This is a genomic window from Streptomyces sp. BK340 (genome assembly GCF_007827595.1).
GTDB lineage: Bacteria > Actinomycetota > Actinomycetes > Streptomycetales > Streptomycetaceae > Streptomyces.
The window spans coordinates 58,466-81,020 of sequence record NZ_VISR01000009.1; the positions used below are offsets into that span (position 1 = coordinate 58,466).

Annotated in this window: 22 protein-coding genes and 1 riboswitch; of the genes, 6 read left to right on the top strand and 16 right to left on the bottom strand. The window is 71.3% G+C overall.

The features are described from left to right. Nucleotides 1-155: 155 nt before the first annotated feature. The gene (locus FB157_RS18215; protein ID WP_145880997.1) at nt 156-1,394 is read left to right on the top strand and encodes a glycoside hydrolase family 18 protein; all 1,239 of its coding nucleotides are present in this window, start codon (nt 156-158) and stop codon (nt 1,392-1,394) included. A 52-nt stretch (nt 1,395-1,446) separates the two neighbouring features. Here FB157_RS18215 and FB157_RS18220 read toward each other — a convergent pair whose 3' ends face one another. From FB157_RS18220 to FB157_RS18240, 5 genes are all read right to left on the bottom strand, one after another. Then, nucleotides 1,447-2,106: a TetR/AcrR family transcriptional regulator gene (locus FB157_RS18220; protein WP_145880999.1), complete on the bottom strand. Its 660-nt coding sequence runs from the start codon at nt 2,104-2,106 to the stop codon at nt 1,447-1,449. Between the two features lie 74 nt (nt 2,107-2,180). Further along, on the bottom strand, nt 2,181-2,321 hold the full coding sequence (locus FB157_RS18225; protein ID WP_145881001.1) for an SCO1431 family membrane protein: 141 nt from the start codon (nt 2,319-2,321) through the stop codon (nt 2,181-2,183). 106 nt (nt 2,322-2,427) lie between these two features. After that, complete coding sequence (locus FB157_RS18230; RefSeq protein ID WP_145881003.1) at nt 2,428-3,801, bottom strand: peptidase C39 family protein; 1,374 nt, start codon at nt 3,799-3,801, stop codon at nt 2,428-2,430. 208 nt (nt 3,802-4,009) lie between these two features. After that, the gene (locus FB157_RS18235; protein WP_145881005.1) at nt 4,010-5,551 is read right to left on the bottom strand and encodes an amino acid permease; all 1,542 of its coding nucleotides are present in this window, start codon (nt 5,549-5,551) and stop codon (nt 4,010-4,012) included. Nucleotides 5,552-5,594: 43 nt separating this feature from the next. Continuing rightward, nucleotides 5,595-6,551 (bottom strand): hypothetical protein, encoded by a 957-nt coding sequence (locus FB157_RS18240; protein WP_145881342.1) that lies wholly within the window; start codon nt 6,549-6,551, stop codon nt 5,595-5,597. Between the two features lie 254 nt (nt 6,552-6,805). On the opposite strand from FB157_RS18240, the gene FB157_RS18245 reads away from it, so the two are divergent. Together FB157_RS18245 and FB157_RS18250 are read left to right on the top strand one after the other, a co-directional pair. Then, complete coding sequence (locus FB157_RS18245; RefSeq protein ID WP_145881008.1) at nt 6,806-7,426, top strand: uridine kinase; 621 nt, start codon at nt 6,806-6,808, stop codon at nt 7,424-7,426. A gap of 429 nt (nt 7,427-7,855) precedes the next feature. Next, nucleotides 7,856-9,718: an AAA family ATPase gene (locus tag FB157_RS18250; protein WP_145881010.1), complete on the top strand. Its 1,863-nt coding sequence runs from the start codon at nt 7,856-7,858 to the stop codon at nt 9,716-9,718. 81 nt (nt 9,719-9,799) lie between these two features. Here FB157_RS18250 and FB157_RS18255 read toward each other — a convergent pair whose 3' ends face one another. The 9 genes from FB157_RS18255 to FB157_RS18295 form a co-directional block, all read right to left on the bottom strand. After that, nucleotides 9,800-10,885 (bottom strand): hemolysin family protein, encoded by a 1,086-nt coding sequence (locus FB157_RS18255; RefSeq protein ID WP_145881012.1) that lies wholly within the window; start codon nt 10,883-10,885, stop codon nt 9,800-9,802. Beyond that, nucleotides 10,882-12,216: a hemolysin family protein gene (locus tag FB157_RS18260; RefSeq protein ID WP_145881014.1), complete on the bottom strand. Its 1,335-nt coding sequence runs from the start codon at nt 12,214-12,216 to the stop codon at nt 10,882-10,884. Before FB157_RS18260 ends, FB157_RS18255 begins: the two co-directional genes overlap by 4 nt. A 178-nt stretch (nt 12,217-12,394) precedes the next feature. Next, nucleotides 12,395-12,847 (bottom strand): PH domain-containing protein, encoded by a 453-nt coding sequence (locus FB157_RS18265; RefSeq protein ID WP_145881016.1) that lies wholly within the window; start codon nt 12,845-12,847, stop codon nt 12,395-12,397. A 15-nt stretch (nt 12,848-12,862) separates the two neighbouring features. Then, nucleotides 12,863-13,720 carry an ATP phosphoribosyltransferase gene (hisG, locus tag FB157_RS18270; RefSeq protein WP_145881018.1) on the bottom strand — a complete coding sequence of 286 codons (858 nt, stop codon included), beginning with the start codon at nt 13,718-13,720 and terminating at the stop codon, nt 12,863-12,865. Between the two features lie 58 nt (nt 13,721-13,778). Further along, nucleotides 13,779-14,051 carry a phosphoribosyl-ATP diphosphatase gene (locus tag FB157_RS18275; protein ID WP_145881020.1) on the bottom strand — a complete coding sequence of 91 codons (273 nt, stop codon included), beginning with the start codon at nt 14,049-14,051 and terminating at the stop codon, nt 13,779-13,781. A gap of 34 nt (nt 14,052-14,085) precedes the next feature. Next, nucleotides 14,086-14,571 carry a 6,7-dimethyl-8-ribityllumazine synthase gene (gene ribH / locus FB157_RS18280; protein ID WP_094221666.1) on the bottom strand — a complete coding sequence of 162 codons (486 nt, stop codon included), beginning with the start codon at nt 14,569-14,571 and terminating at the stop codon, nt 14,086-14,088. A 21-nt stretch (nt 14,572-14,592) separates the two neighbouring features. Continuing rightward, entirely contained in the window at nt 14,593-15,906 is a 1,314-nt protein-coding gene (locus FB157_RS18285) for a bifunctional 3,4-dihydroxy-2-butanone-4-phosphate synthase/GTP cyclohydrolase II (RefSeq protein ID WP_145881022.1), read from the bottom strand. Further along, nucleotides 15,903-16,544 carry a nicotinamide mononucleotide transporter family protein gene (locus tag FB157_RS18290; RefSeq protein ID WP_145881024.1) on the bottom strand — a complete coding sequence of 214 codons (642 nt, stop codon included), beginning with the start codon at nt 16,542-16,544 and terminating at the stop codon, nt 15,903-15,905. The genes FB157_RS18285 and FB157_RS18290 overlap by 4 nt, the downstream gene beginning before the upstream one ends. Next, nucleotides 16,541-17,146: a riboflavin synthase gene (locus FB157_RS18295; protein WP_145881026.1), complete on the bottom strand. Its 606-nt coding sequence runs from the start codon at nt 17,144-17,146 to the stop codon at nt 16,541-16,543. The genes FB157_RS18290 and FB157_RS18295 overlap by 4 nt, the downstream gene beginning before the upstream one ends. 164 nt (nt 17,147-17,310) lie before the next feature. Further along, nucleotides 17,311-17,441, bottom strand: a riboswitch (FMN riboswitch). 258 nt (nt 17,442-17,699) lie between these two features. Here FB157_RS18295 and FB157_RS18300 point away from each other — a divergent pair. After that, the gene (locus FB157_RS18300; RefSeq protein ID WP_145881028.1) at nt 17,700-18,593 is read left to right on the top strand and encodes an RNA polymerase sigma-70 factor; all 894 of its coding nucleotides are present in this window, start codon (nt 17,700-17,702) and stop codon (nt 18,591-18,593) included. Between the two features lie 105 nt (nt 18,594-18,698). Further along, the gene (locus FB157_RS18305; RefSeq protein ID WP_145881030.1) at nt 18,699-19,442 is read left to right on the top strand and encodes an SDR family oxidoreductase; all 744 of its coding nucleotides are present in this window, start codon (nt 18,699-18,701) and stop codon (nt 19,440-19,442) included. 45 nt (nt 19,443-19,487) lie between these two features. On the opposite strand, the gene FB157_RS18310 is transcribed toward FB157_RS18305, so the two are convergent. Further along, nucleotides 19,488-20,708: an ROK family transcriptional regulator gene (locus FB157_RS18310; protein WP_145881032.1), complete on the bottom strand. Its 1,221-nt coding sequence runs from the start codon at nt 20,706-20,708 to the stop codon at nt 19,488-19,490. Between the two features lie 120 nt (nt 20,709-20,828). Between FB157_RS18310 and FB157_RS18315 the strand changes: the two genes are divergently transcribed. Further along, nucleotides 20,829-22,043: an MFS transporter gene (locus FB157_RS18315; protein WP_145881034.1), complete on the top strand. Its 1,215-nt coding sequence runs from the start codon at nt 20,829-20,831 to the stop codon at nt 22,041-22,043. Here the strand turns inward: FB157_RS18315 and FB157_RS18320 are convergent. Further along, the gene (locus tag FB157_RS18320; protein ID WP_145881036.1) at nt 22,003-22,461 is read right to left on the bottom strand and encodes a thioesterase family protein; all 459 of its coding nucleotides are present in this window, start codon (nt 22,459-22,461) and stop codon (nt 22,003-22,005) included. The genes FB157_RS18315 and FB157_RS18320 overlap by 41 nt on opposite strands. Between the last annotated feature and the right edge of the window lie 94 nt (nt 22,462-22,555).

Below are 22,555 nucleotides of genomic sequence, written 5' to 3' on the forward strand. Positions count from 1 at the left end.
CTTACTTCAAGAATCCAGCCGGAACTCCCCCCACCCCTGAAATTGGTCCGAACCATTGACGCAGTGGTCTAGTCCTCCTACTGTGCATGACCAACGCTTTACCGCGTTCATGCCAATCGGCGCGCGTTCCCCTCTCCCCCACGAGGAGCCACCCGATGCACACTCCCCACCGCCCCCGCACAGGGTTGCGGGCGCTGGTCGCCGCCGTCTGTTCCGCCGCCCTCGGAGCCGGGCTGCTGGCCGGGGCGGGCACCGCCACCGCGGCCGCGCCGGCCGCTCCCCAGCTGAAGGCCGGCTCCAAGGTCGTCGGCTACTTCACCGAATGGGGCACCTACGACCGCAAGTACTACGTCAAGAACATCGAGACCTCGGGCTCCGCGGCCAGGCTGACCCACATCAACTACGCGTTCGGCAACGTCACCGGCGGCAAGTGCGCCATGGGCGACTCGTACGCGGCCACCGACCGCGCCTACACCGCCGCCGAGTCCGTGGACGGCGTCGCCGACACCTGGGACCAGCCGCTGCGCGGCAACTTCAACCAGCTGCTGAAGCTGAAGAAGAAGCACCCCGGCCTGAAGATCCTGTGGTCCTTCGGCGGCTGGACCTGGTCAGGCGGCTTCGGCGAGGCCGCGAGGAACCCGGCCGCCTTCGCCCAGTCCTGCTACGACCTGGTGAAGAACTCCAAGTGGGCGGGCGTCTTCGACGGCATCGACATCGACTGGGAGTACCCGAACGCCTGCGGCAACACCTGCGACGCCAGCGGCCGGGAGGCCTTCAAGAACGTCATGGCCGCCCTGCGCTCGAAGTTCGGCCCGGGCAGCCTGGTCACCGCGGCGATCACCGCCGACGCCACCAGCGGCGGCAAGATCGACGCGGCGAACTACGCGGGCGCGGCCCAGTACGTCGACTGGTACAACCCGATGACGTACGACTACTTCGGCGCCTGGGACCCGACCGGCCCGACCGCCCCGCACTCTGCGCTGAACTCCTACTCGGGCATCCCGAAGGCGAACTTCCACACCTCGGCGACCATCGCCAAGCTGAAGGGCCTCGGCATCCCGGCCGCCAAGCTGCTGCTCGGCATCGGCTTCTACGGGCGCGGCTGGACCGGGGTCACGCAGGCGGCGCCGGGCGGCACCGCGACGGGTCCGGCGGCGGGGACGTACGAGCAGGGCATCGACGACTACAAGGTGCTCAGGACCAAGTGCCCGGCCACCGGCACGGTGGGTGGCACGGCCTACGCCAAGTGCGGCAACAACTGGTGGAGTTACGACACCCCGGCGACCATCGCCACGAAGATGACGTACAAGAACCAGCAGGGCCTCGGCGGCACCTTCTTCTGGGAACTCAGCGGCGACACCACGAACGGTGAGCTGATCAAGTCGATCAACTAGCCCCGGAGCCGGGGGGCTGGAGCGGAGGACCACGAGCCTCCGCTCCTCGCCGTCAGGCGTTGCGGCAGGCCGGGAGCGGGGCCGGGTAGGACGGATCCAGTTCCGCCACGGCGCGCAGGGATCCGCCGAGCATCTTCACCAGCAGATCGCGCATGGTGTCGCGGGAGAGTTCGGGGCGGTCGATCCAGTCGAGGGTGGCCCCCTCGACGCTGCACACCCAGGAGAGCAGGCCCATGCGGGCGAGCGGGGCGATGTCACTGCGCCCGTAGGCGCCCTCGGCGATGGTGTCGATGATCGCCTCGCGCACCCCGTCCCGGATGGCGTGCACCTCGGTGTCGAAGCCGACCCCGCCGCTGACGATGGTGCGGTAGGCGGCCTGGTGGTGCTCGGCGAAGCGCAGGTAGCTGTCGACGGTGCGCTGGACGCGGTCCACGGCGGGCAGTTCCAGGCCGCTCGCGGCGAAGGTGACCAGGTCGGCGACGGAGTCCTGGATGATCGCCAGGTAGTAGCCGCGCTTGGACTGGAAGTAGTAGTAGATCAGCCCCTTGGCGACATGTGCCTGCCGGGCGATGTCGTCCATGGACAGCGCGTCGTACGACGTGTCGGCGAACAGCTTCCGCCCGATGGCGAGGAGTTCGGCGCGACGCGCCACGGAACGCTCGGTGCCGCGCGCCCGGGGACGGACGGCGGCACGCTGTTGACTCATATTCAATTTCGACCCTGGTCTAGGAGGTCGGCGGGACCTCCGCAGTATGTCAGAACATGCCGACCGGGTAAGGAGTCGGGTCAGAGCAGTCCGAGCCGGGTCACCAGCATCGCGATCACCGCGACAAGCACCCAGCCCATGACGTGCTCGAGGATCGTCGGGCCGTCTTCCCGGGGGCCGCCGGTGCGGACGCGGGTGGCGGTGGCCTGCTGTGCGGTCATGGTTTCTCGCAGAGGTCGGACGAACGGAGTGGAACCCCCCACCTATTTGTCCACCTTGCCACCCGCGACGGCGTTTGCGGCGGAGACGTTGCTCACACGGTCCGGGTCAGCACACCCCCACCGCCTGGAGCGCCTTGCGCTGGCGCGGGTTCGGCTGGGCCGGGAAGTAGAGGTAGCAGACCCCGCCGGTGCCGGAGACGACCTTGCCGGAGGCGTTGTACCGCTTGGTCCTCAGCCAGATGTTCTCGAACTCGCGCCGCAGGTAGACCCGCCGCACGGCCGCGTCGTCGGCCGAGGCCGGGTCGCCCGCGATCACGTCGCCGTCCGCGGTGAAGCCGATCACGGTCATCAGGTGACCCGAGGTGCCGTACCCGGCGCCGGTCAGCTCGGTCTTCAGGAAGGACTGTGACGTTATGGCCGGGATGCCGGCCGCGATCAGCGTCTCCAGTTCGGTCAGCGAGGCGAGCCGGGTGACCACGCCCTGGAGGCCCTTGAACGTGGCCGCGTAGGCGGCGTTGAAGGGCCAGTTGCCGCAGCCCTGGTACTGGTAGTCGTAGGTGGAGCGGGCCGCGTGGTCCACCTGCGGGTCGGCGTAGGACGGGTCGACCCAGGACAGCTGCTCGGCGGTGAGCCGGCCGCCCCAGTACTCGACGATCATCTGCGAGGAGGTGGGGCTGCACCAGGCCTCGCCCCCGTTGTCGTACTCCGGGTACTGGCCCTTGTGGATCTCCTGCGAGTAGCGCGGGACGCCCAGTTCCCCGGCGAACCCGGCGGTGGAGGCCGGCACGGTGAAGCGGTCGGGGATGTCGGAGCCCATGGCGCCGAGCCGCCAGACGGTCGGCGTGAGCCGGGTGTCCGGCCTGCGGTAGAGGGTCAGGCGCAGCCGGTACGAGGCCAGCCGCAGGCCGGTGCTCGCGTCGTCGACGGCGAAGGTGTCGGTCCAGATCGTGCTCCTGCCGTCCTTCTGGCCGTCCACCGAGGTCCGCTTGATGTCCTGGTCCCCGGACGCCCAGCGGCCCATCACGTACCAGGGCGTGTCGGTGCCGTCCGAGTACGTGCCCCGCAGCTCGACCTGGAGCCAGGTGCCGTCGGGGGTGTGCGCGTTCCAGGAGGCGACGACCTCCGTCGCGGGCACGGCGAGCCGGTGCACCGGGGAGGTCCAGGTCGCGTACTCCCAGCCGGCGGTGGTGCCCGTGTGCGGGTCGGTGTAGTCGGTGCGGCCGGCGGCGGTGCCGATCTCGACACCGGGGCGCAGGCCGGAGACGGCCCGGACACCCTCGGCGGCGCCCAGGCGCCAGTCGCGGTACGTCGTCCAGGCGTGGTAGTCGATGGGACGGGCCGGCACCTGGGCGGGGTCGTCCGCGTCGGCGCCGGACGCCTTCGCGGTGGCGGCGGCCGCGGGCACGGCCCCGGAGGCGACCGCGGCGACCACTGCGGCGGTGAGGACGGTGCGGCGGGACGGTTCCTGGGCTCTGCTCATGGGCTCGGTCAACCCCCAAGTATCCGAGTCGTTGCTGGTCCGGTGTGGTTGTGCGCCAACTATGGAGGAGACGGCATGCCCCTGCCAGCACTTCCGCGCATGGCGCGCCACCAATATTGGTCTGGGCCACTGGAGTGGGTCGAAGGGGGGTGCACGACGACCCCGGCGCGGACGGAATGCCGTGCGCCGGGGCCGTGGCCGGTGCGGGTCAGACGAGGTCCATCGCGGCGACCTCGTCGGGGCCGCCGTAGCTGACCGGACCCTGGAAGCGGCGGCGGGCGGTGGCGAACCACCACACCGTGGCCACGACCAGGACGGCGGCCAGCGCGATCGGCGCGTAGTTGAAGGAGTCGACGGTGATCGGTGAGGCCTGCGGCAGCATGAACAGGACGCTGCTGAGCCCGATCCAGATCACCGCGAGCCAGCCGATCGGCCTGCCCCAGCGGCCCAGGTGCCAGGGGCCGGGCTGGAACTCGTCGCCGAGCCGCAGCCGCAGGAAGATCGGCACGGCGTAGGCGAGGAAGAGTCCGACCACGTTGACGCTGACGATCGCGGTGAACGCCGTGTGCGACCACCAGCCCGGGACCACCAGGGCGAGCGAGCAGGCCACCGCGAGCCACACGGCCTTCACGGGCGTACGGGTGCGCGGAGAGACCGAGTGCCACAGGCCCGAGCCGGGCATGGCGCCGTCCCGGGAGAAGGCGAAGATCTGCCGGGTGTTGCTGGTGAGGTTGGCGAGGCCGCAGAAGAGCATCGCGCCGATGACGATGAGGAGCATCAGCTTGGCGGTGCCCAGGCCGAGGCCGTCGATGAGAATCTGGACGGGCGGCGCCGAGGAGCCCGCCACCCTGCCGTAGTCGCTAATGCTGTAGACCAGTGCAAGCATCAGGATCAGCCCGGTGATCGCCGAATAGCCGATGGAGCGGGTGATCCCCCGCGGTGCGTTCACCGTCGCGCGGACCGTTTCCTCGGACATGTGGAAGCTGCCGTCGAACCCGGTGAAGGTCCAGCTGGTGACCAGCAGCCCGAGCATCCCGCCGTAAAGCCCGCTCGTGAAGCCGGTGTTGTTCTCGAAATGCGTCACGAAGGACGCCGGCTGATGGTGGTCGGGCATCACTATGAGTGCACTGACGATCACCACGAGTCCGATCAGCAGCCACCATACGGAAATCCGGTTCAGCACGGCGACGAGCTGGACGGTGTAGGTGTTGGCGAGGCCCTGCAGCACGATGATCACGGCCGTGATCAGGACCGTCTGGTGCGCGGTAGGCCGGTACGAGGTCCACTGCAGGGCGATGAAGGCCTGGACGAAGGTGGCCGCCGCATAGCCGGTGGCGGCGGTGCCGCCGATCTGGCCCACGAAGTTCAGCCAGCCGGTGAACCAGGACCAGGCGCCCTTGTGCCGCTTGGCGAGCTTGCCCGCCGAGAAATACAGCGCACCGCTCGTCGGATAGGCGGAGGCGACCTCCGCCATCGCGGCGCCGATGAACAGCACCATGACGGACACGCCGATCCAGCCGAACACGAGAATGCGGGGTCCGCCCGCGTTCATCCCGTATCCGAAGGACGAGAAAATACCCGAGAGGATATTGATGATGGTGAAGGAGATCGCGAAATTGTCGAACGCCTGGAAACGCCGGGTGAGTTTCCGGGGATATCCCATCGCATGCAGGGTGGCGTCGTCGTCGATCACGACCGGGTCCTCTCCCCCGCGAGCCTTCGCCCGTGGAGTCGATATCCGTTCGGACACAGATCTGCCTTTCTCTCGGTGGGGGGACGGAGCACGTGCGGGGTCAGGCGGCTCCCGGGACGGGCAGGCCGCAGGTGCGCCGGGCCCGGGAGAGCTGCTCGGCGGGGTCACCGAAGGCGCTCCAGGGCATGCGCGAGGCGTACGGCCCCATCGCGGTGAAGACCGCCCGGGCCTCGAACTCGCGCTGGGCCATGACCAGCGCGTGCGCGAGGTAGGCCAGGTCGAGCACCGGGGTGAAGCGGTAACCGGCCGCCGCGGGCAGCCAGTTCTGGTAGATCGCCAGCGCGGTGGAGCGCCACTGGGGCTGTTCCCAGACGCGGTCGGCGAGCAGCTGGGTGGGGTTGTAGCTCTCCACGAGGGCGACCAGCGGCAGCAGCCGGAGGGCGGAGTCGGCGGGCGCCCGCTGGCTGAGGAAGGCGGCGACGTCCCAGGCCGCGTTGACCGAGCCGCCGTGGCGGGTGAAGAAGCACGACAGGAAGCGGTGGTGGCCCTCGCGGTGCCACGGGTCCAGGGACAGGATGTGCGCGAACAGCCGCCAGGGTCCGGGCGGGGCGGTGAGCAGGCCCTGCGGTGCGGGGTCGCGCAGCCGGTGCAGCCGGGCCATGGCCAGCTTGGCGACCCAGGGAGTGGGGTCGCCGGGAGCCATGGCGGCCGCCCGGTCGCAGGCGGTCAGCGCGATCCGCTCCAGCGCCTCGGCCCGCTCGTCACGCGCGTCGGCGGCCCGCGTCGCGCGCTGCACCGCGACCCGGGCCCACATCAGCGCGGCTTCCGGGGTCGGTTCCTCGGCGAGCCAGCGCTCCACCAGATCGGTGCCGGCCGCCTCGGAGGCCAGCACCAGCGAGCGGTGGGCGCGCAGGGCGAAGTCGGAACGCGTCTCGGCGAGGGCCTCGGACGCGTATCGATAACGACCGGCGCGCACATCGACGCATACGCTCGCCAGGACACGGTCGTCGGCCGCCGGATGCCATACATAGTGCCCTTCGAATAACTCCGCGACCATGTCCCCCTGTCCGTCCCCGTTCGGCGCATCCCGGTTGCGCACCAGGCACCTTACTCAGCATTGGGTGAACCGGGAACGCCGGGTTTCACATACCGGTCAACGGTCCGAGAATGTTAATCCTTTCGATTGACCGGCGGTCAGCCAGTGGTTCAAGGAGTGACTTTTTCGGCCACCCGATTGGTCCAGTCGCTATGGGCCGCTACTAGACTGTTTCCGGAAAACCCCCCACACCGCACCACACCTCGGGAATCACCATTCACGACCTCGCCGCCCGGCTGCGCGGGCTCCCCCCCTCCGTGGGGCCGGTCCGGCTGATCGCCGTCGACGGGCACGCAGGCTCCGGAAAGTCCACCTTCGCCGGGCGGCTGGCCGCCGCGCTCGGCGGGGCGCCGTTGCTGCACCTGGACGACATCGCCAGTCACGAGCAGCTCTTCGACTGGACCGGCCGGCTCCTGGCCCAGGTGATCGAGCCCCTCTCCCACGGCGAGAGCGCGCGGTACACCCCTTACGACTGGCGGGCCCGCGCGTTCGGCCCGCCGCTCCCGCTGCCGCCCGCTCCCGTCGTCGTGATCGAGGGGGTCGGCGCCGGCCGCCGGGCGCTGCGGCCGCATCTGGCCGGGCTGCTGTGGATGGAGCTGCCCCGCGAGGAGTCCTGGGCACGGGGCCGGCTGCGGGACGGAGAGGAGCAGCGGGAGTTCTGGGCCGGGTGGGTCGAGGCGGAGCACGCGCACTTCGCCGCCGACCCCTCGCGCCCCCATGCCGACCTCCTGGTGCGGCAGACGCCGGAGGGATACGCGGTAGTGCCGGGGCCCGCGAGAGCCGCCGAACCGGACCGAACGGTCACCCAGGGTGATGGATCATCCGCAGTGTGGTGAATTTGTGAAGGCCCTTGCGGGGGAACTTCCTTGAGCGCATCGGGGGCGCTTGACCCGGGGACCGTACAGGTCTTACGTTCTCAATGTGCGGTCATTCCGCGCCGCCCACATACGCGAAGCCCCCGGTTGTTCCCCCGTGATCGGGGGCTTCGTTCTGCCCGCGGCCGTTTTCCGGGCGCCCCGCGCACCGATCCGCTCACCCTCGGTCACCATTTCGTGTGCGCCCCGTCTGCTCCCACCTCGTCAAACGGCCCGTGCGGCACCCTTCGGTGCGCGGTCGTCCCACGGGTACGATGCCCTCGGTGCGACCTTCGAGCGGCTGCCTCGCGCACCTGCAACTCCGGTCCGCGGCACGGCGGTTCGACCGCGGCGGCCGTCGGGCGACTGCCCGGCGGTGAACCAACGGGGGCACGGTTTGTGGGGGACGTGATGGACTTCGGCACGCAGGGCCCCGAGGCCCCGGCCGACCTCGCCTGGCTGCGAGGTGTGGACGCCTACACGATGGGTGCCTATCCGCAGGCGGAGGAGGAGTTCCGCGCCGCGGCGCGGATGGACCCGGGGATGGCGGACGCCTGGCTCGGGCTGCACGCGCTGCGGGTCGACACGACGACGGCGCTGCTCAGAATGTTCCGGCACCGGGACCGCTTCGGGGAGCAGCGCGCCCGGCACCGCCGGACCCTCAACTCCTGGTACTGGCTGGGCTGGTGGGTGCAGCCGGTGCTGGAGAGCCCCCGCGATCTGCTGCTGGCGCACGCCTCGCACTGGCTGGACGGGCGGCACGTCCCGGAGCTGGACCGGGCGCTGGCCGGGCTGCCCCCGGTGGACACCGACCCGCAGGTCCGCTTTCTGCACGCCTGCCGCACCTATCTCGTCAAGGACTGGGACCAGCTGGTCCGGCACACCGATCCGCTGCTCGACGATCCCCTGCTCGGCATCGAGGCGGGCCTGTTCGGCGGCATGGCCCGGGTCCGGCTGGAGATGTACGGCCAGGCCGAGCCGCTGCTCTCGGCGGCCCTGATGCGCTGCCGCAGCGAGCAGCCGCAGCGCAAGGAGCTGCGGTACTGGCTGGCGCGGGCGCACGAGGGGACCGGGCGCAGTGCCGCGGCCATGCCGTTGTACCGCGCGGTGCACCGGGTCGACCCGGCCTTCATGGACACCTCGGCCCGGCTCGCCGCGATCGCCGAGGGCGACGGGTACGACGATCCGGCCGACCTCGCGGCGATCACCCTGACCGGTGCCGGTGCCGACGCGATGGACGGCCCGGACACGCTCGACCCGCTCTTCGGCACCGAGGGCCGCGACCTCAGATTCCCGGACCCGGACCTGCCGGCCGGTCCGGTGCCGTCGGTCCCCGATCCGGCGGTGCGGGTGAAGAGCGGGATGCCGTCCTCGCCCCTGCCCGCGGGCCCGACCGACGCCGCGTTACTCGAGGAGGCGCTCGCTGAGCTGGAGCGCATGGTGGGTCTCGAACCGGTCAAGCGCCAGGTCAAGGCGTTGTCCGCACAGCTGAACATGGCACGGCTGCGGGCCGGGCAGGGACTGCCGGTGCAGCCGCCCAAACGGCACTTCGTGTTCTCGGGTCCCTCGGGGACCGGCAAGACCACGGTCGCCCGGATCCTCGGCCGGGTGTTCTACGCGCTCGGTCTGCTCGGCGGCGACCACCTCGTGGAGGCGCAGCGGGCCGATCTCGTCGGCGAGTATCTCGGGCAGACGGCCGTGAAGGCCAACGAGCTGATCGACTCCGCGATCGGCGGGGTGCTCTTCGTGGACGAGGCCTACTCGCTGTCCAACTCCGGGTACGGCAAGGGGGACGCGTACGGCGACGAGGCGCTGCAGGTGCTGCTGAAGCGGGCCGAGGACAACCGGGACCACCTGGTGGTGATCCTCGCCGGCTATCCCGAGGGCATGGACCGGCTGCTCGCCGCGAACCCCGGTCTCTCCTCCCGTTTCACCACACGGGTGGACTTCCCCTCCTACCGGCCGCTGGAGCTCACCGAGATCGGCAAGGTGCTCGCGACGGAGAACGGGGACCTGTGGGACGAGGAGGCGTTGGAGGAGCTGCGGTCCATCGCCGGGCATGTGGTCGATCAGGGGTGGATCGACGAGCTGGGGAACGGCCGTTTTCTGCGGACGCTGTACGAGAAGAGCTGCGCGTACCGGGATCTGCGCCTGTCGACGTATCCGGGGGCGCTGTCCCGGGACGACCTGGCGACGCTGCGGCTCCCGGACCTGATGCAGGCGTACGGAGAGGTCCTGTCGGGACGGGGACCGCACGATCCGTCGGCCATGTAGCGCGGCCGACGGCACCGCGACTCCCCAGGGGCGCGGGGAACTGCGCGACCGGTCCCCGCCCGCCCGCGGTCGGGAACGGCGCTACGTGGCCAGTGCCCCTTCCGGCTCGCCGCTGGTCCTCGGCTCGGAGAGCTTCGGTTCCGGACTCTCGCGGTGGGCCGGGTCGCGGACCTCGCCCACCAGGAGTTCCAGGGCGTCCTCCAGGGCCACCAGGCCCAGGACCCGGCCGGAGGCGTCCGCCACCTGGGCAAGGTGGGTGGCTGCCCGGCGCATGACCGTCAGGGCGTCGTCCAGAGGGAGTTCCGCGCGCAGGGTGGCCATGGGGCGCCACACGTGCTGGGGGACGGCCCGGCCGGAGTCCTCCAGGTCCAGGACGTCCTTGACGTGGATGTAGCCCATGAACGCACCGGTCCCGGCCGCCACCGGGAAGCGGGAGTAGCCCGTGCGGGCCGTCAGGTCGACGATCTCCCCCGGCGTGACCGACGGAGCCACCGTCACCAGGGACTCACGCCGGAGCAGGACGTCCGTCACCGGGCGGGAGCCCAGTTCGAGGGCGTCCTCCAGCCGCTCCCGCTCCTCGGGGTCGAGGAGGCCCGCCTGGCCGGAGTCCTCCAGCAGGCGGTTCAGCTGCTCGCTGGTGACGACGGCCTCGACCTCGTCCTTGGGCTCGACGCGGAAGAGCCGCAGGATGGCCTGGGCGCAGGCGCCCAGAGCCACCGTGATCGGCCGGCACAGGCGGGCGAAGGCGACCAGACCGGGGCTCAGCCACAGCGCGGCCTTCTCGGGGGCCGCCATCGCCAGGTTCTTCGGCACCATCTCGCCGATCACGAGATGGAAGAAGACCACTGCGGCCAGGGCGATCACATAGCCCAGCGGGTGGATCACGCCGTGCGGCAGGTGGATCGCCTCGAACAGCGGCTCCAGCAGATGCGCGACCGTCGGCTCGGCCACCGCGCCGAGCGTCAGGGAACAGACGGTGATGCCGAACTGCGCGGCCGCCATCATCTGCGGCAGCCGCTCCAGGCCGTACAGCACCTGCCGGGCCCGGGCCGTGCCGAGCGGTTCGATCTGGCTGCGGCGCACGGAGACGAGCGCGAACTCTGCGCCGACGAAGAAGCCGTTGGCGAGCACCAGCAGCGCGGCGAAGACCAGTTGGAGGACGCTCATCGGACGGCCTCCATGACGTTCGCCGCCGGGACCGTCCTGACCAGGCGGACCCGTTCGGCGCGGTAGTGGCCGACCTGGCGGACGGACAGCCGCCAGCCGGGCAGTTCCGCCCGGTCGCCGGGGGCCGGGATCCGCCCGAGCAGGTCGGCGACCAGGCCGGCGACGGTCTCGTACGGCCCCTCGGGCACGTCGAGGCCTATGCGCTGCAGGATGTCGACACGGCAGCTGCCGTCGACGTCCCAGGCGGGCCTGCCGTCCTCCGGCGGGGCGGGTGCCAGCTCGGGCATGTCCTTGGCGTCGTGCTCGTCACGGACCTCGCCGACGAGTTCCTCGACGATGTCCTCCAGGGTGACCACACCCGCCGTGCCGCCGTACTCGTCCACCACGACCGCGATGGGCTGCTCGCTGCGCAGCCGGGCGAGGAGGGGCTGGACCGGCAGCGTCTCGGGGACGAGGAGCGCCTTGCGGGCGATACGGCCGACCGGTGTGCGCAGCCGGTCGTGCACGGGCACCGCCAGCGCGTCCTTGAGGTGGGCCATGCCGACGATCTCGTCGATCTTCTCGCCGTAGACCGGGAAGCGGGACAGACCGGTGGCGCGGGTCAGGTTGACGACGTCCTCGGCGGTGGCCGTGTCCTGGAGGGCGCTGACCTTCACGCGCGGGGTCATGACGTGCTGCGCGGTCAGGTCGCCCAGGGACAGGGTGCGCACGAACAGGTCGGCCGTGTCCTGTTCCAGGGCGCCGGCCTGGGCCGAGTGCCGGGCCAGGGAGACCAGTTCGCCCGGGGTGCGGGCGGAGGCCAGTTCCTCGGCGGGTTCGACGCCGAGGGCGCGCACCAGCCGGTTGGCGACCGTGTTGAGCACGGCGATCACCGGGCGGAACAGACGGGAGAAGTGGTACTGGGGGGCCGCGACGAAGCGCGCGACCTGCAGCGGCCGGGACACCGCCCAGTTCTTGGGCACGAGTTCCCCGATCACCATCTGGACCGCGGAGGCCAGCAGCATGCCGACCACCACGGCGACACCGGAGACGGCGCCCCCGGGGATGCCGATCGCCGTGAACGGGCCGCGCAGCAGCTGGGCCAGGGCCGGTTCGGCGAGCATGCCGACGACGAGGGAGGTGATGGTGATGCCGAGCTGGGTGCCGGAGAGCTGGAAGGACAGTTCCTTCAGCGACTCCACGACCGTACGGGCGCGCTGGTCGCCCTCGGCGGCGGCCTTCTCGGCGTCCGGGCGTTCGACGGTCACCAGGCCGAACTCGGCGGCGACGAAGAATCCGTTGGCGAGAATCAGCAGGAACGCCGCTCCGAGGAGCAGCAGGGGGATGGTCATGATGCCGCCGCCTCGGTATGTCGGGAGGGGGCGGCGCAGGTACTACAGGACGATCCGTCCATCGCTGGAGGGAGTCACTCCTCGGGTAGCAGGGGGCCTCTGAAGACCAGGGGGCAACATCAGCGGCGGAGGCGCAACGAAAACGCCTCCGCCAACAGATTAATCAAGACATGGCCCTCTAGGGCAGATCCCGCATCGAGCGGGCCTCGGCCAGCGCCCGGAGGGCCTTCGCGTCGGCGATGGCGTGCTGCTTGGCGATACCCGGCTGGATGCCGAGCGCGGGCAGGCTGGTGCCGTCGCTGAGGTTGAGGAAGACCCAGGGGTCGCCCGGACGGAGGTTCACCTGGAGGATCTCCGCCCAGGCCAGGTGCCGCTTGCTGGCGATGTTGACGACGGTGACGCCGGTCTCGTCGGCGACGACCTTCACCCGGGCGAGCTGGGCCAGCGCCCAGAAGATCAGTGCCCCGGTGATGACGAAGCTGAGCCGCTCCCCCGGGCCGAGCTGCTCCAGCAGCATCGCGACCCCGGAGATGACCAGGAAGATCACGACGCCGGCGGTGAGCAGGATCACCCGGGTGCGGCCCGGCCGGAAGGTGACGGGAAGGGTGGGCAGGGAGGTCGGGTCGGACATCTCGGTGCGTACCCCTCAGAGGCGGCAGGCGTGGATGGCCGTGGTCAGGATGGCCCGGGCACCGATCTCGTACAGGTCGTCCATGATCCGCTGCGCCTCCTTGGCGGGGACCATGGCGCGGACGGCGACCCAGCCCTCGTTGTGCAGCGGGGAGACGGTCGGCGACTCCAGGCCGGGCGTCAGGGCGACGGCCTTCTCGAGCTGCTCGACACGGCAGTCGTAGTCCATCATCACGTAGGTCCGGGCGACCAGGACGCCCTGGAGGCGGCGCAGGAACTGCTGAACCTTGGGCTCGGCGGCATCCTCGTCGTCGGCGCCGGTGCGGCGGATGACGACGGCCTCGGACTTCATGATCGGCTCGCCGAAGACCTCCAGGCCCGCGTTGCGCAGCGAGGTGCCGGTCTCGACGACGTCGGCGATGACCTCGGCGACGCCCAGCTCGATCGCGGTCTCGACGGCGCCGTCGAGGTGGACGACGGAGGCCTCGATGCCGCTGTCGGCGAGGTGCTTGGCGACGATCCCCTCGTAGGAGGTGGCGACCGTCTTGCCCTTCAGGTCCTCGATGCCGTTCGCGGTGCCGGGCTTGGCGGCGAAGCGGAAGGTGGAGCGGGCGAAGCCGAGCGGCAGGATCTCCTCGGCACCGGCGGCGGAGTCGACGAGCAGGTCACGACCGGTGATGCCGATGTCGAGGCGGCCGGAGGAGACGTAGATCGCGATGTCGCGGGGGCGGAGGTAGAAGAACTCGACCTCGTTCTCCGGGTCCACGATCCGCAGCTCTTTGGACTCCCGGCGCTGCTGGTAGCCGGCCTCATGAAGCATCTCCGCCGCAGGGCCGGACAGTGAACCCTTGTTGGGGACGGCGATGCGCAGCATGAGGTCGGCTTCCTTTGCGTGAAGGGGAGTGTGCTGGGGGCTCTTTACGGCGTGCGGCTTACAGGTGGGCGTAGACGTCGTCGAGGGAGATCCCGCGGGCGATCATCATCACCTGGACGTGGTACAGCAGCTGCGAGATCTCCTCGGCGGCCGCCTCCTTGCCCTCGTACTCGGCGGCCATCCAGACCTCGGCGGCCTCCTCGACGACCTTCTTGCCGATGGCATGGACGCCCTTGCCGACCAGCTCGGCGGTGCGGGAGGAGGCGGGATCGCCGTGGGCGGCCTTGTGCTGGAGCTCGGTGAAGAGCTCCTCGAACGTCTTCTTGGACATGGTGAGCCCCACCCTACGCGGTTCGGGGGACTCCCTAGTGCCAGGGTTCAGATACTGAGCGGAGCGTGGCCGCCGTCGCCACCGCGGCCGTCACGGCCTCGTGCCCCTTGTCCTCGTTGGAGCCCTCGATACCGGCCCGGTCCAGGGCCTGCTCCTCGGTGTCGCAGGTGAGCACACCGAAGCCGACGGGGACGCCGGTCTCGACGGCCACCTGGGTGAGGCCCTGGGTGACGCCCTGGCACACGTAGTCGAAGTGGGGGGTGCCGCCGCGGATGACGACACCGAGGGCGACCACCGCGTCGTAGCCCCGGCCCGCGAGGACCTTGGCGGCGACCGGCAGCTCGAACGTGCCGGGGACCCGGATCAGGGTCGGCTCGTCGATGCCCAGCTCGTGCAGGGCGCGCAGGGCGCCGTCCACCAGACCGTCCATCACCTTCTCGTGCCACTGCGCAGCGATGACCGCGACCCTGAGGTCACTCACGTTGCGTACGGACAGTTCCGGTGCACCCTTGCCGCTCACGTCTCTCCTTAGTGCTTTCACTTACTGGTTGGGGCAGGTGGCCGCTGATGCGGCCGCAGAGGCTGCCACGGCGGGCGTGTCCAGCCAGGGCAGGTCGTGCCCCATCCGGTCCCGCTTGGTGCGCAGGTACCGGAGGTTGTGCTCGCCGGCCTGGACGGGCATCGGCTCACGGCCGGTGACCTTCAGACCGTGGTGCAGCAACGCGTCGGTCTTCTCGGGGTTGTTGGTCATCAGGCGGACGCTGCGGACGCCGAGGTCGGCGAGGATCTGCGCGCCGGCGCCGTAGTCGCGGGCGTCGGCGGGCAGGCCGAGTTCGAGGTTGGCGTCCAGGGTGTCGTGGCCCTGCTCCTGAAGCTCGTAGGCGCGCAGCTTGGACAGCAGGCCGATGCCGCGTCCCTCGTGTCCGCGCAGGTAGACGACGACCCCGCGGCCCTCCTCCTGGATGCGGTCCAGGGCGGTGTCCAGCTGGGGGCCGCAGTCGCAGCGCAGGGAGCCGAAGACGTCACCGGTGAGGCATTCGGAGTGGACACGGACCAGGACGTCCTCGCCCTCGCCGATCTCGCCGTGCACGAGGGCGACGTGCTCGACGCCGTCGAGCGTGGACCGGTAGCCGTAGGCGGTGAAGGTGCCGTGCGCGGTGGGCAGGCGGGTCTCGGCCTCGCGGCGGACGGTGGGCTCGCTGCCCCGGCGGTAGGCGATCAGGTCCTCGATGGAGATGATCGTCAGGCCGTGCTTGCGGGCGAACGGGATCAGCTCGGGCAGCCGCAGCATCCGGCCGTCCTCGCCGGCGATCTCCACGATGGCGCCGGCCGGCCGCAGGCCGGCGAGCCTGGCGAGGTCGACGGCGGCCTCGGTGTGGCCGTTGCGGACCAGGACGCCGCCCTCCCGGGCGCGCAGCGGGAAGATGTGGCCGGGGCGGACGAAGTCGGTGGGCTCGGCGGTGCCGTCGGCCAGCAGCTGGAGCGTGGTGGCGCGGTCGGCGGCCGAGATGCCGGTGGTGACGCCGTGCTCGGCGGAGGCGTCGACGGAGACCGTGAACGCCGTCTTCATCGACTCGGTGTTGTCCGCGACCATCTGCGGCAGCTGCAGCCGGTCGAGTTCGTCGCCCTCCATGGGCGCGCAGATCAGGCCCCGGCACTCGCTCATCATGAAGGCGACGATCTCTGGGGTCACCTTCTCGGCGGCGACGACGAGGTCGCCCTCGTTCTCGCGGTCCTCGTCGTCGACGACCACGATCGGGCGGCCGGCGGCGATGTCGGCGATGGCCTGCTCGACCGGGTCGAGCGTGAAGTCCTCGATGTCGTCCGGGCTGTAGAGGACGGGTGCCGTAGTCATGCCGGTGCTCCTTCCAGGACCGGCTGCGCGGTCCGGCGGGAGCGCAGCCACCAGTCGCGCATGCCCCACAGGACGAGCGCGCCGTAGATGACGTAGACGAAACCGGAGAATGCGTAGCCGTTGGCGAAGTTGAGGGGCACGCCGACGACGTCGACGAGCAGCCAGGCGAACCAGAACTCGACCATGCCCTTGGCCTGGGCGTACATGGCGACGATGGTGCCGACGAAGATGTAGGCGTCCGGCCAGGGGTCCCAGGAGAGCTTCGGGTAGGCCGTGAACAGCAGGGCCACCGCGACGGTGCCCGCGGCGGCTGCGGCGAGCATCGCCGCGCGCTCGCGCCAGGTGGCGAAGCGGGGGACGATCTGCCCGTCCTCGGCCGTGCCCTTGCTGCGCCGCCACTGCCACCAGCCGTACAGGGCGACGGCCATGACGACGGCCTGCTTGCCGGCGCTGCCGGTCAGGTGGCCGTAGAAGGCGGCGAAGAGGACGAGACCGGACAGGAACTGCACCGGCCAGGTCCACAGGGACCGGCGCCAGCCGAGGGCGAGGGTGATGAGGCCCAGGATGTTGCCGACCATGTCGGACCAGATGATGTGCTGGCCGAACATGGTGAACGCCTCGGAGTTCAGCCAGCTCACTTGCCGGCCCCCTGACCGGCCGCGAGCAGCCGCTCCACGTACTTGGCGATGACGTCCACCTCGAGGTTGACCGGGTCGCCGGGCTGCTTGTGGCCGAGCGTGGTCAGGTCGAGGGTGGTCGGGATGAGGCTGACGGTGAAGTAGTCCGGGCCCGCCTCGACGACGGTGAGGCTGATGCCGTCGACGGTGACGGAGCCCTTCTCGACGACGTATCGGGCGAGGTCCGCGGGGAGCGAGATCCTGACGATCTCCCAGTTCTCGGACGGCGTGCGGGCCAGCACCTGACCGGTGCCGTCCACGTGGCCCTGCACGATGTGCCCGCCGAGGCGCGCGCCCACGGCGGTGGGGCGCTCGAGGTTGACCCGGGAGCCGACGGTGAGCACGCCCAGGCTGGAACGCTTCAGGGTCTCGGCCATGACGTCGGCCGTGAACTCGTCACCCTCGTGCTCCACGACGGTGAGACAGACGCCGTTCACGGCGATGGAGTCGCCGTGCTGCGCGCCCTCGGTCACGACGGGGCCGCGGAGCCGGAAACGGGAGGAGTCGCCGAGATTCTCGACGGCGGTGACCTCACCCAGCTCTTCGACGATTCCGGTGAACACTTCCCGGGTCCTCCTGCCTCATTGGGGCACGGACTCCGGGGCCTGTCGATGACGACAGAATGTACGGGTGAGCAATACCGTGAGCGCAGCCGACGCCGAAAAGGGACCCGTCCGTACACGGACGAGCCCAGATACGGCGGCGCGCACACGAACATGCCCGCCCGCCGCGCACTGCCTCCCATCCGGACTTTAACCGTCGGTCCAGGAATTTCACCTGGTCAACCGGCCGCTGGAAGCGACCGGGTCGCGGACTGTAACCGCCGGTTCGGACTTTCACCGACCCCGGAGTGCGCTGCTTCTGGTACACGGCCAGTGTGCCACGCCGGATCGCCTTCCAGACAGACGAAGGGTGTGGGCTCCCTCACAGCGTGTGTCGCCGGACTTGCGCACCGGGACCGGCCTGGTCAACTGCCCTGCGGAGAGCCGGGATTGACCTTGGTCCAGACCCATTGACCGTACTGGTCTAGTCCTTTTAGGGTGCGGGCGGGCCCGGTGGCGGTGTCGACGGCCCTTGCCCGCCGCCGGGTCGCCATGCCTCTGACAGGGTGAGTCCATGACGACGCCGCCCCTGCTCGCCGACGAGTTCGAGTCCCACCGCCCCCGGCTGTTCGGCCTGGCCTACCGCCTGCTCGGCTCCGCACAGGAGGCGGAGGACGCGGTGCAGGACGCGTATCTGCGGCTCAGCGGCGCCGACCGCGCGGGTATCGAGCATCTCGGGGCGTGGCTCGCCAGAACCGTCACCAACCTGTGCCTGAACCGGCTGACCTCGGCCCGGGCGCGCCGTGAGGAGTACGTCGGGCAGTGGCTGCCGGAGCCGGTGGTCACCTCCGACGGTTCGCTCGGGCCGCTGGAGTCGGCGGAGGCGCGCGAGCAGGTCTCGATGGCGATGCTGGTGCTGCTGGAGCGGCTGACGCCCACCGAGCGCGCGGTGTACGTGCTGCGCGAGGCGTTCGGCTACGGCCACCGGGAGATCGCGGACGTCCTGGACCTGAGCGAGTCCAACTGCCGTCAGCTGTACCGGCGGGCGGTGGGCCGGGTGGCCGCGACGGAGTCCCGCTTCGAGCCCGCTCCCGAGCGCCGGGAGGAGCTGGTGACATCGTTCCTCACGGCGGCCCGGGAGGGTGACCTCACCGGCCTGGAGAAGCTGCTCGCGGCGGACGTGACCTGGTGGAGCGACGGAGGCGGCAAGGTCACTGCGGCCCTGCGGCCGATCGAGGGCCGGGAGAAGGTCGCCCGCTTCGCGGCGGGCGCCTCGCAGCGCTTCGGCGTGGGCCTGGAGTACACGGTGGTGGAGGTCAACGGCGCGATCGGGGTGGCCTCGTGGGTGGGCGGCACACTGGTCGGGATCGTCGAGTTCGAGCTGGTGGACGGGCTGGTCGCCGGCGTGTGGGCCGTGATGAACCCGGACAAGCTGGAGTATGTGCGGCGGCAGCTGATCCGTCCGTAGCCGGGGCCCGTCGGCGCTTGTCACATTTACGGGGGCTGCGCGGTCTCAGTTGACGAAGGGCGCTCCGACCGGGGGCGTCCCGGAGTCCGGAGGGACGGAAACAGCATGACCACGATCCTGGTGACCGGCGGAACCGGCACGCTCGGACGGCTCGTCACCGAGCGGCTGCGGGCGGACGGGCACGAGGTGCGGGTGCTCAGCCGGCACACCCGGCCCTACGCCGTCGACCTGCGCGAGGGCGGGCCCGGCCTGGACGAGGCCCTGGACGGCGTGGAGACGGTCGTGCACTGCGCGAGCTCTCCGCGCGGCGGCGACGAGCAGGCGGCGGACCACCTGATCGCGGCGGCACGGCGGGCCGGGGTGGGCCACCTGGTGTACATCTCCATCGTCGGCGTCGACCGGGTGCCGTTCGGCTACTATCGCTCCAAGCTCGCGGTGGAGCGGCGGATCGAGGAGTCGGGGCTCGGCTGGACCGTGCTGCGGGCGACGCAGTTCCACGACCTGGTGGTGACGGTTGTCCGGGGGCTGGCCAAGTCGCCCGTCGTGCTGCTGCCGGCCGGGGTGTCTGACCAGCCGGTGGAGGTGGCCGAAGTGGCCGACCGCCTGGCGGAGTCGGCGCTCGCGGCACCGGCCGGCCGGGTACCGGACATGGGCGGGCCGGAGGTGCGGACGTTCGACTCGCTGGCCCGCGCCTGCCTCCGGGCGACGGGGCGGCGCCGGCCGGTGCTCAGCGTGCCGCTGTTCGGGAAGACGTACCGCGCCTTCCGCTCGGGCGGCCATCTGGCACCGGAGCAGGCGGTGGGCAAGGGGACGTTCGAGGAGTACCTGGCCCGGCGCTTCGGACAGTGACGTCCCGGCAGGAGCAACGCCCCGCCGGTGCCCTGACGACCGGCTCTAGGACAGACCCTGGCGCTCCGCCGGTGCGAACAGTTCGTCCTGGGCCCGGTCCCGGGCCGTCAGCAGGGCACCGCGCAGGACCGCGGCGCCGCCGAGGCTGCCGGCCCGTACCTCGGTGGCCAGCGGTGACATACGGCGGAGCCGGTCCCCCACGCGCGCGGCGAGCACCGCTCCCCCGGCCTGCCCGACCTCGCCGCCCAGGACCACGCACCCGGGGTCGAGGATGGAGGCGACGGAGGCGGCCCCGATGGCGACCCGGTGGGCGAGCGCCTCGAGGAAGCGGTCGGCGGGGCCGGAACCACCGCCGGGCGGTCCGGTCGCCTCGGCGACCGCTTCACGCACCACGACCGCGACACCGGGCCCGTCCACCGGCTCCGCCCTCGGCAGGCCGTACTCCCGGGCCAGTGCGCCGACCGCCGCCGCTCCGGCCAGCGAGTGGTAGCCGCCGTCGCAGTCCGTCGCCGAGGGCAGTGCGGTCGTCCCCGGGACCGGCAGGAAGCCGATCTCGCCCGTGCCGCCGGAGGCGCCGCGGCGGAGGACGCCGTCCAGGACGACCGCGGCCCCGACGCCATGGCCCAGCCAGAGCAGGACGAAGGTGTCCCGGTCGCGGGCGGCGCCCTCGCGCTGCTCGGCCAGGGCGGCCAGGTTGGTCTCGTTCTCCACGGTGACCCGGGCATCGGGCAGCCGTTCCTGCAGGGCCGCGGCCAGGCGCCGGTGCCAGGCGGGCAGGCCGCCGGAGTCGCGCAGGTCGCCGGTGGCGGGGTCGACGAGGCCGGGTGCCCCGATGCCGACGGTGTGCAGACGGTCCGCGCCGGCCTCCTTCGCCGTGCGCTCCACCGCCGCCACCACCTGCTCCACGGCGGGCCCGGTCCCGGTGTCCCCGCCGATCGGCACGGCCGCCTCGGCCAGTACCCGCCCGACGAGGTCGGAGACCAGCACGAAGACGCCCCCGGTGCGGACGTCGAGGGCGGCCAGGTGGGCGCGGTCGGCGACGATGCCGTAGAGCCGCGCGTTGGGGCCCCGGCGCTGCTCGCCGGACTCGCCGACCACCGTGATCAGACCGGAGGCGGTGAGCCGTTCGACGAGGTCGGCGACGGTCGGCCGGGACAGTCCGGTCAGCTGCTTCAACTGCCCTGCCGTCAGCGGGCCTTCCTGCTGCAACAGGCGCAGGGCGAGCCGGTCGTTGATGGCCCGGGCGGTGCTGGGTGATGCGGGCATGACCGGAATCCTCCCAGACGCGGGCGGCTGTCATACCCGCTATCTATCAGGCAGGGTCCCTGATAGTTTACGGCGACGCCGCGACGAAGCGGTGGGGAACTCCCGGGGAGGGGCTGGACCATGGGTGACGTGGGGCACACGCGAGACGAGGTCAGGCGCGCCCGGTATGCCGTGGCCGCCGTGTTCGCCGTGCACGGCGCCGTGACCGGCTCCTTCGCGACCCGCGTGCCGTGGATCCAGGAGCATGCCGCACTGAGCGCGGGACAGCTCGGATTCGCACTCGCGTTCACGGCGTTCGGCGCCTCGTGCGCGATGCCGCTGGCGGGCCGGATCAGTCACCGCTTCGGCAGCCGGACGGCGCTGCGCGGGCTGATGACGCTGTGGACGCTGTCGCTGGTGCTGCCGTCCCTCGCGCCGAACCTGTACACGCTGTGCCTGGCGATGTTCGCCTACGGGGCGACCGCGGGCATGGCCGACGTGGCGATGAACGCGCTGGGTGTCGAGGTGGAGCGACTGCTCGGGAAGTCGATCATGTCCGGACTGCACGGCATGTGGAGCGCGGGCGCGCTCATCGGCTCGGCCGCCGGTACGCTCGCCGCCCACCTGGGTTCGGACGCGCGCCTGCATTTCGTGTCGGCCGCCGCCGTCCTCACCCTGTTCGGCCTGCTGGCCTGCGGGTGGGTGCTCGACCTGCAGCCCGCCGAGGACGAGGAGCCGCCGCCGCGGTTCGCGCTGCCGCCCCGCTCGGCCCTGCTGATCGGCGCGGTCGGCTTCTGTGCGGTGTTCGCGGAGGGGGCGAGCCTGGACTGGTCGGCGGTGTTCCTGCGGGACCGGCTGGACACCTCGGCCGGTCTGGCGGCGGCGTCGACGACGGGGTTCATGCTCACGATGGCGGTGGCGAGGATCGCCGGGGACGCGGTGGTGAACCGCTTCGGAGCGGTCCGCACCGTCCGGGCCGGCGGAGTCCTGGCCGGTCTCGGCGGCCTGCTGATCGTCGTCGCGGGGCATCCGGCGGTGGCGATGGCCGGGTTCGCACTGATGGGGCTCGGGATCGCCGTGGTCGTGCCGCTGTGCTTCGCGGCCGCCGGTCACGCGGGCCCCAACCCCAGCCAGGCGATAGCGGGCGTGGCCACCATCACCTACACCTCGGGGCTGATCGCGCCCAGCCTGATCGGCGGGGTGGCGCAGGCGACCAGCCTGGTGGTCTCGTTCGGTGTGGTGACCGTGCTGGCCTGCGGGCTCGCCGTGTTCGCGGGAGTGCTGCGCACCGCGGGGTACGCCGGGCGCGCGCAGGTCAGTCCGCAGGCCGCAGCAGTTCCCGACCCACGGCCCTGAAGGAGTCGCTCCACGGCGCGGGGCGCAGGGTCGTCGCGTCCAGCCGGACCAGGACCCGGGCGCCCTGGGCGTAGGTCTGCGCACCGTCGGCCGAGCAGAAGCGGAAGCCGTAGGTCAGGCCGGTGGTGCCGAGCCGTTCCAGCCACAGGTGGACGGCGTAGCCGCCGGGGCGGGTCACGGGCGCCTCGTAGCTGATCCGCAGTTCGCGGACGGCGTTGCAGGCGTCACCGGCGGCCACCCAGTCGCCGTCGAACCGGATGCCGTACTCGTTCCACAGCTCGGCCCAGGCACGCTCCACCATCAGCGGATAGCGGGCGTTGTGGAGCAGCCCCAGCGCGTCCAGGTCGTCGAAGTGGACGGTGACGGGGATCAGCCGGCCATGTGCGACGGCGGGGGCGATCGGGGCTTCGGCGGTCACGGGAGGGGCTCCTGAGCGTGCGGTACGTGGCGGTGGGGACACCACATACTAAGCGACCGCTCAGGAGCCCCGGCCGGGAAGGGACCTGGCCGGA

What these genes read in the sequence shown, in the direction of transcription:
- hisG (WP_145881018.1), bottom strand. Translation starts at nt 13,720, where the DNA reads ATGCTGCGCATCGCCGTCCCCAACAAGGGTTCACTGTCCGGCCCTGCG.
- FB157_RS18315 (WP_145881034.1), top strand. Translation starts at nt 20,829, where the DNA reads ATGGGTGACGTGGGGCACACGCGAGACGAGGTCAGGCGCGCCCGGTAT.
- FB157_RS18305 (WP_145881030.1), top strand. Translation starts at nt 18,699, where the DNA reads ATGACCACGATCCTGGTGACCGGCGGAACCGGCACGCTCGGACGGCTC.
- FB157_RS18240 (WP_145881342.1), bottom strand. Translation starts at nt 6,551, where the DNA reads ATGGTCGCGGAGTTATTCGAAGGGCACTATGTATGGCATCCGGCGGCC.
- FB157_RS18255 (WP_145881012.1), bottom strand. Translation starts at nt 10,885, where the DNA reads ATGAGCGTCCTCCAACTGGTCTTCGCCGCGCTGCTGGTGCTCGCCAAC.
- FB157_RS18300 (WP_145881028.1), top strand. Translation starts at nt 17,700, where the DNA reads ATGACGACGCCGCCCCTGCTCGCCGACGAGTTCGAGTCCCACCGCCCC.
- FB157_RS18275 (WP_145881020.1), bottom strand. Translation starts at nt 14,051, where the DNA reads ATGTCCAAGAAGACGTTCGAGGAGCTCTTCACCGAGCTCCAGCACAAG.
- FB157_RS18285 (WP_145881022.1), bottom strand. Translation starts at nt 15,906, where the DNA reads ATGACTACGGCACCCGTCCTCTACAGCCCGGACGACATCGAGGACTTC.
- FB157_RS18215 (WP_145880997.1), top strand. Translation starts at nt 156, where the DNA reads ATGCACACTCCCCACCGCCCCCGCACAGGGTTGCGGGCGCTGGTCGCC.
- FB157_RS18265 (WP_145881016.1), bottom strand. Translation starts at nt 12,847, where the DNA reads ATGTCCGACCCGACCTCCCTGCCCACCCTTCCCGTCACCTTCCGGCCG.
- FB157_RS18225 (WP_145881001.1), bottom strand. Translation starts at nt 2,321, where the DNA reads ATGACCGCACAGCAGGCCACCGCCACCCGCGTCCGCACCGGCGGCCCC.
- FB157_RS18250 (WP_145881010.1), top strand. Translation starts at nt 7,856, where the DNA reads ATGGACTTCGGCACGCAGGGCCCCGAGGCCCCGGCCGACCTCGCCTGG.
- FB157_RS18260 (WP_145881014.1), bottom strand. Translation starts at nt 12,216, where the DNA reads ATGACCATCCCCCTGCTGCTCCTCGGAGCGGCGTTCCTGCTGATTCTC.
- FB157_RS18310 (WP_145881032.1), bottom strand. Translation starts at nt 20,708, where the DNA reads ATGCCCGCATCACCCAGCACCGCCCGGGCCATCAACGACCGGCTCGCC.
- FB157_RS18230 (WP_145881003.1), bottom strand. Translation starts at nt 3,801, where the DNA reads ATGAGCAGAGCCCAGGAACCGTCCCGCCGCACCGTCCTCACCGCCGCA.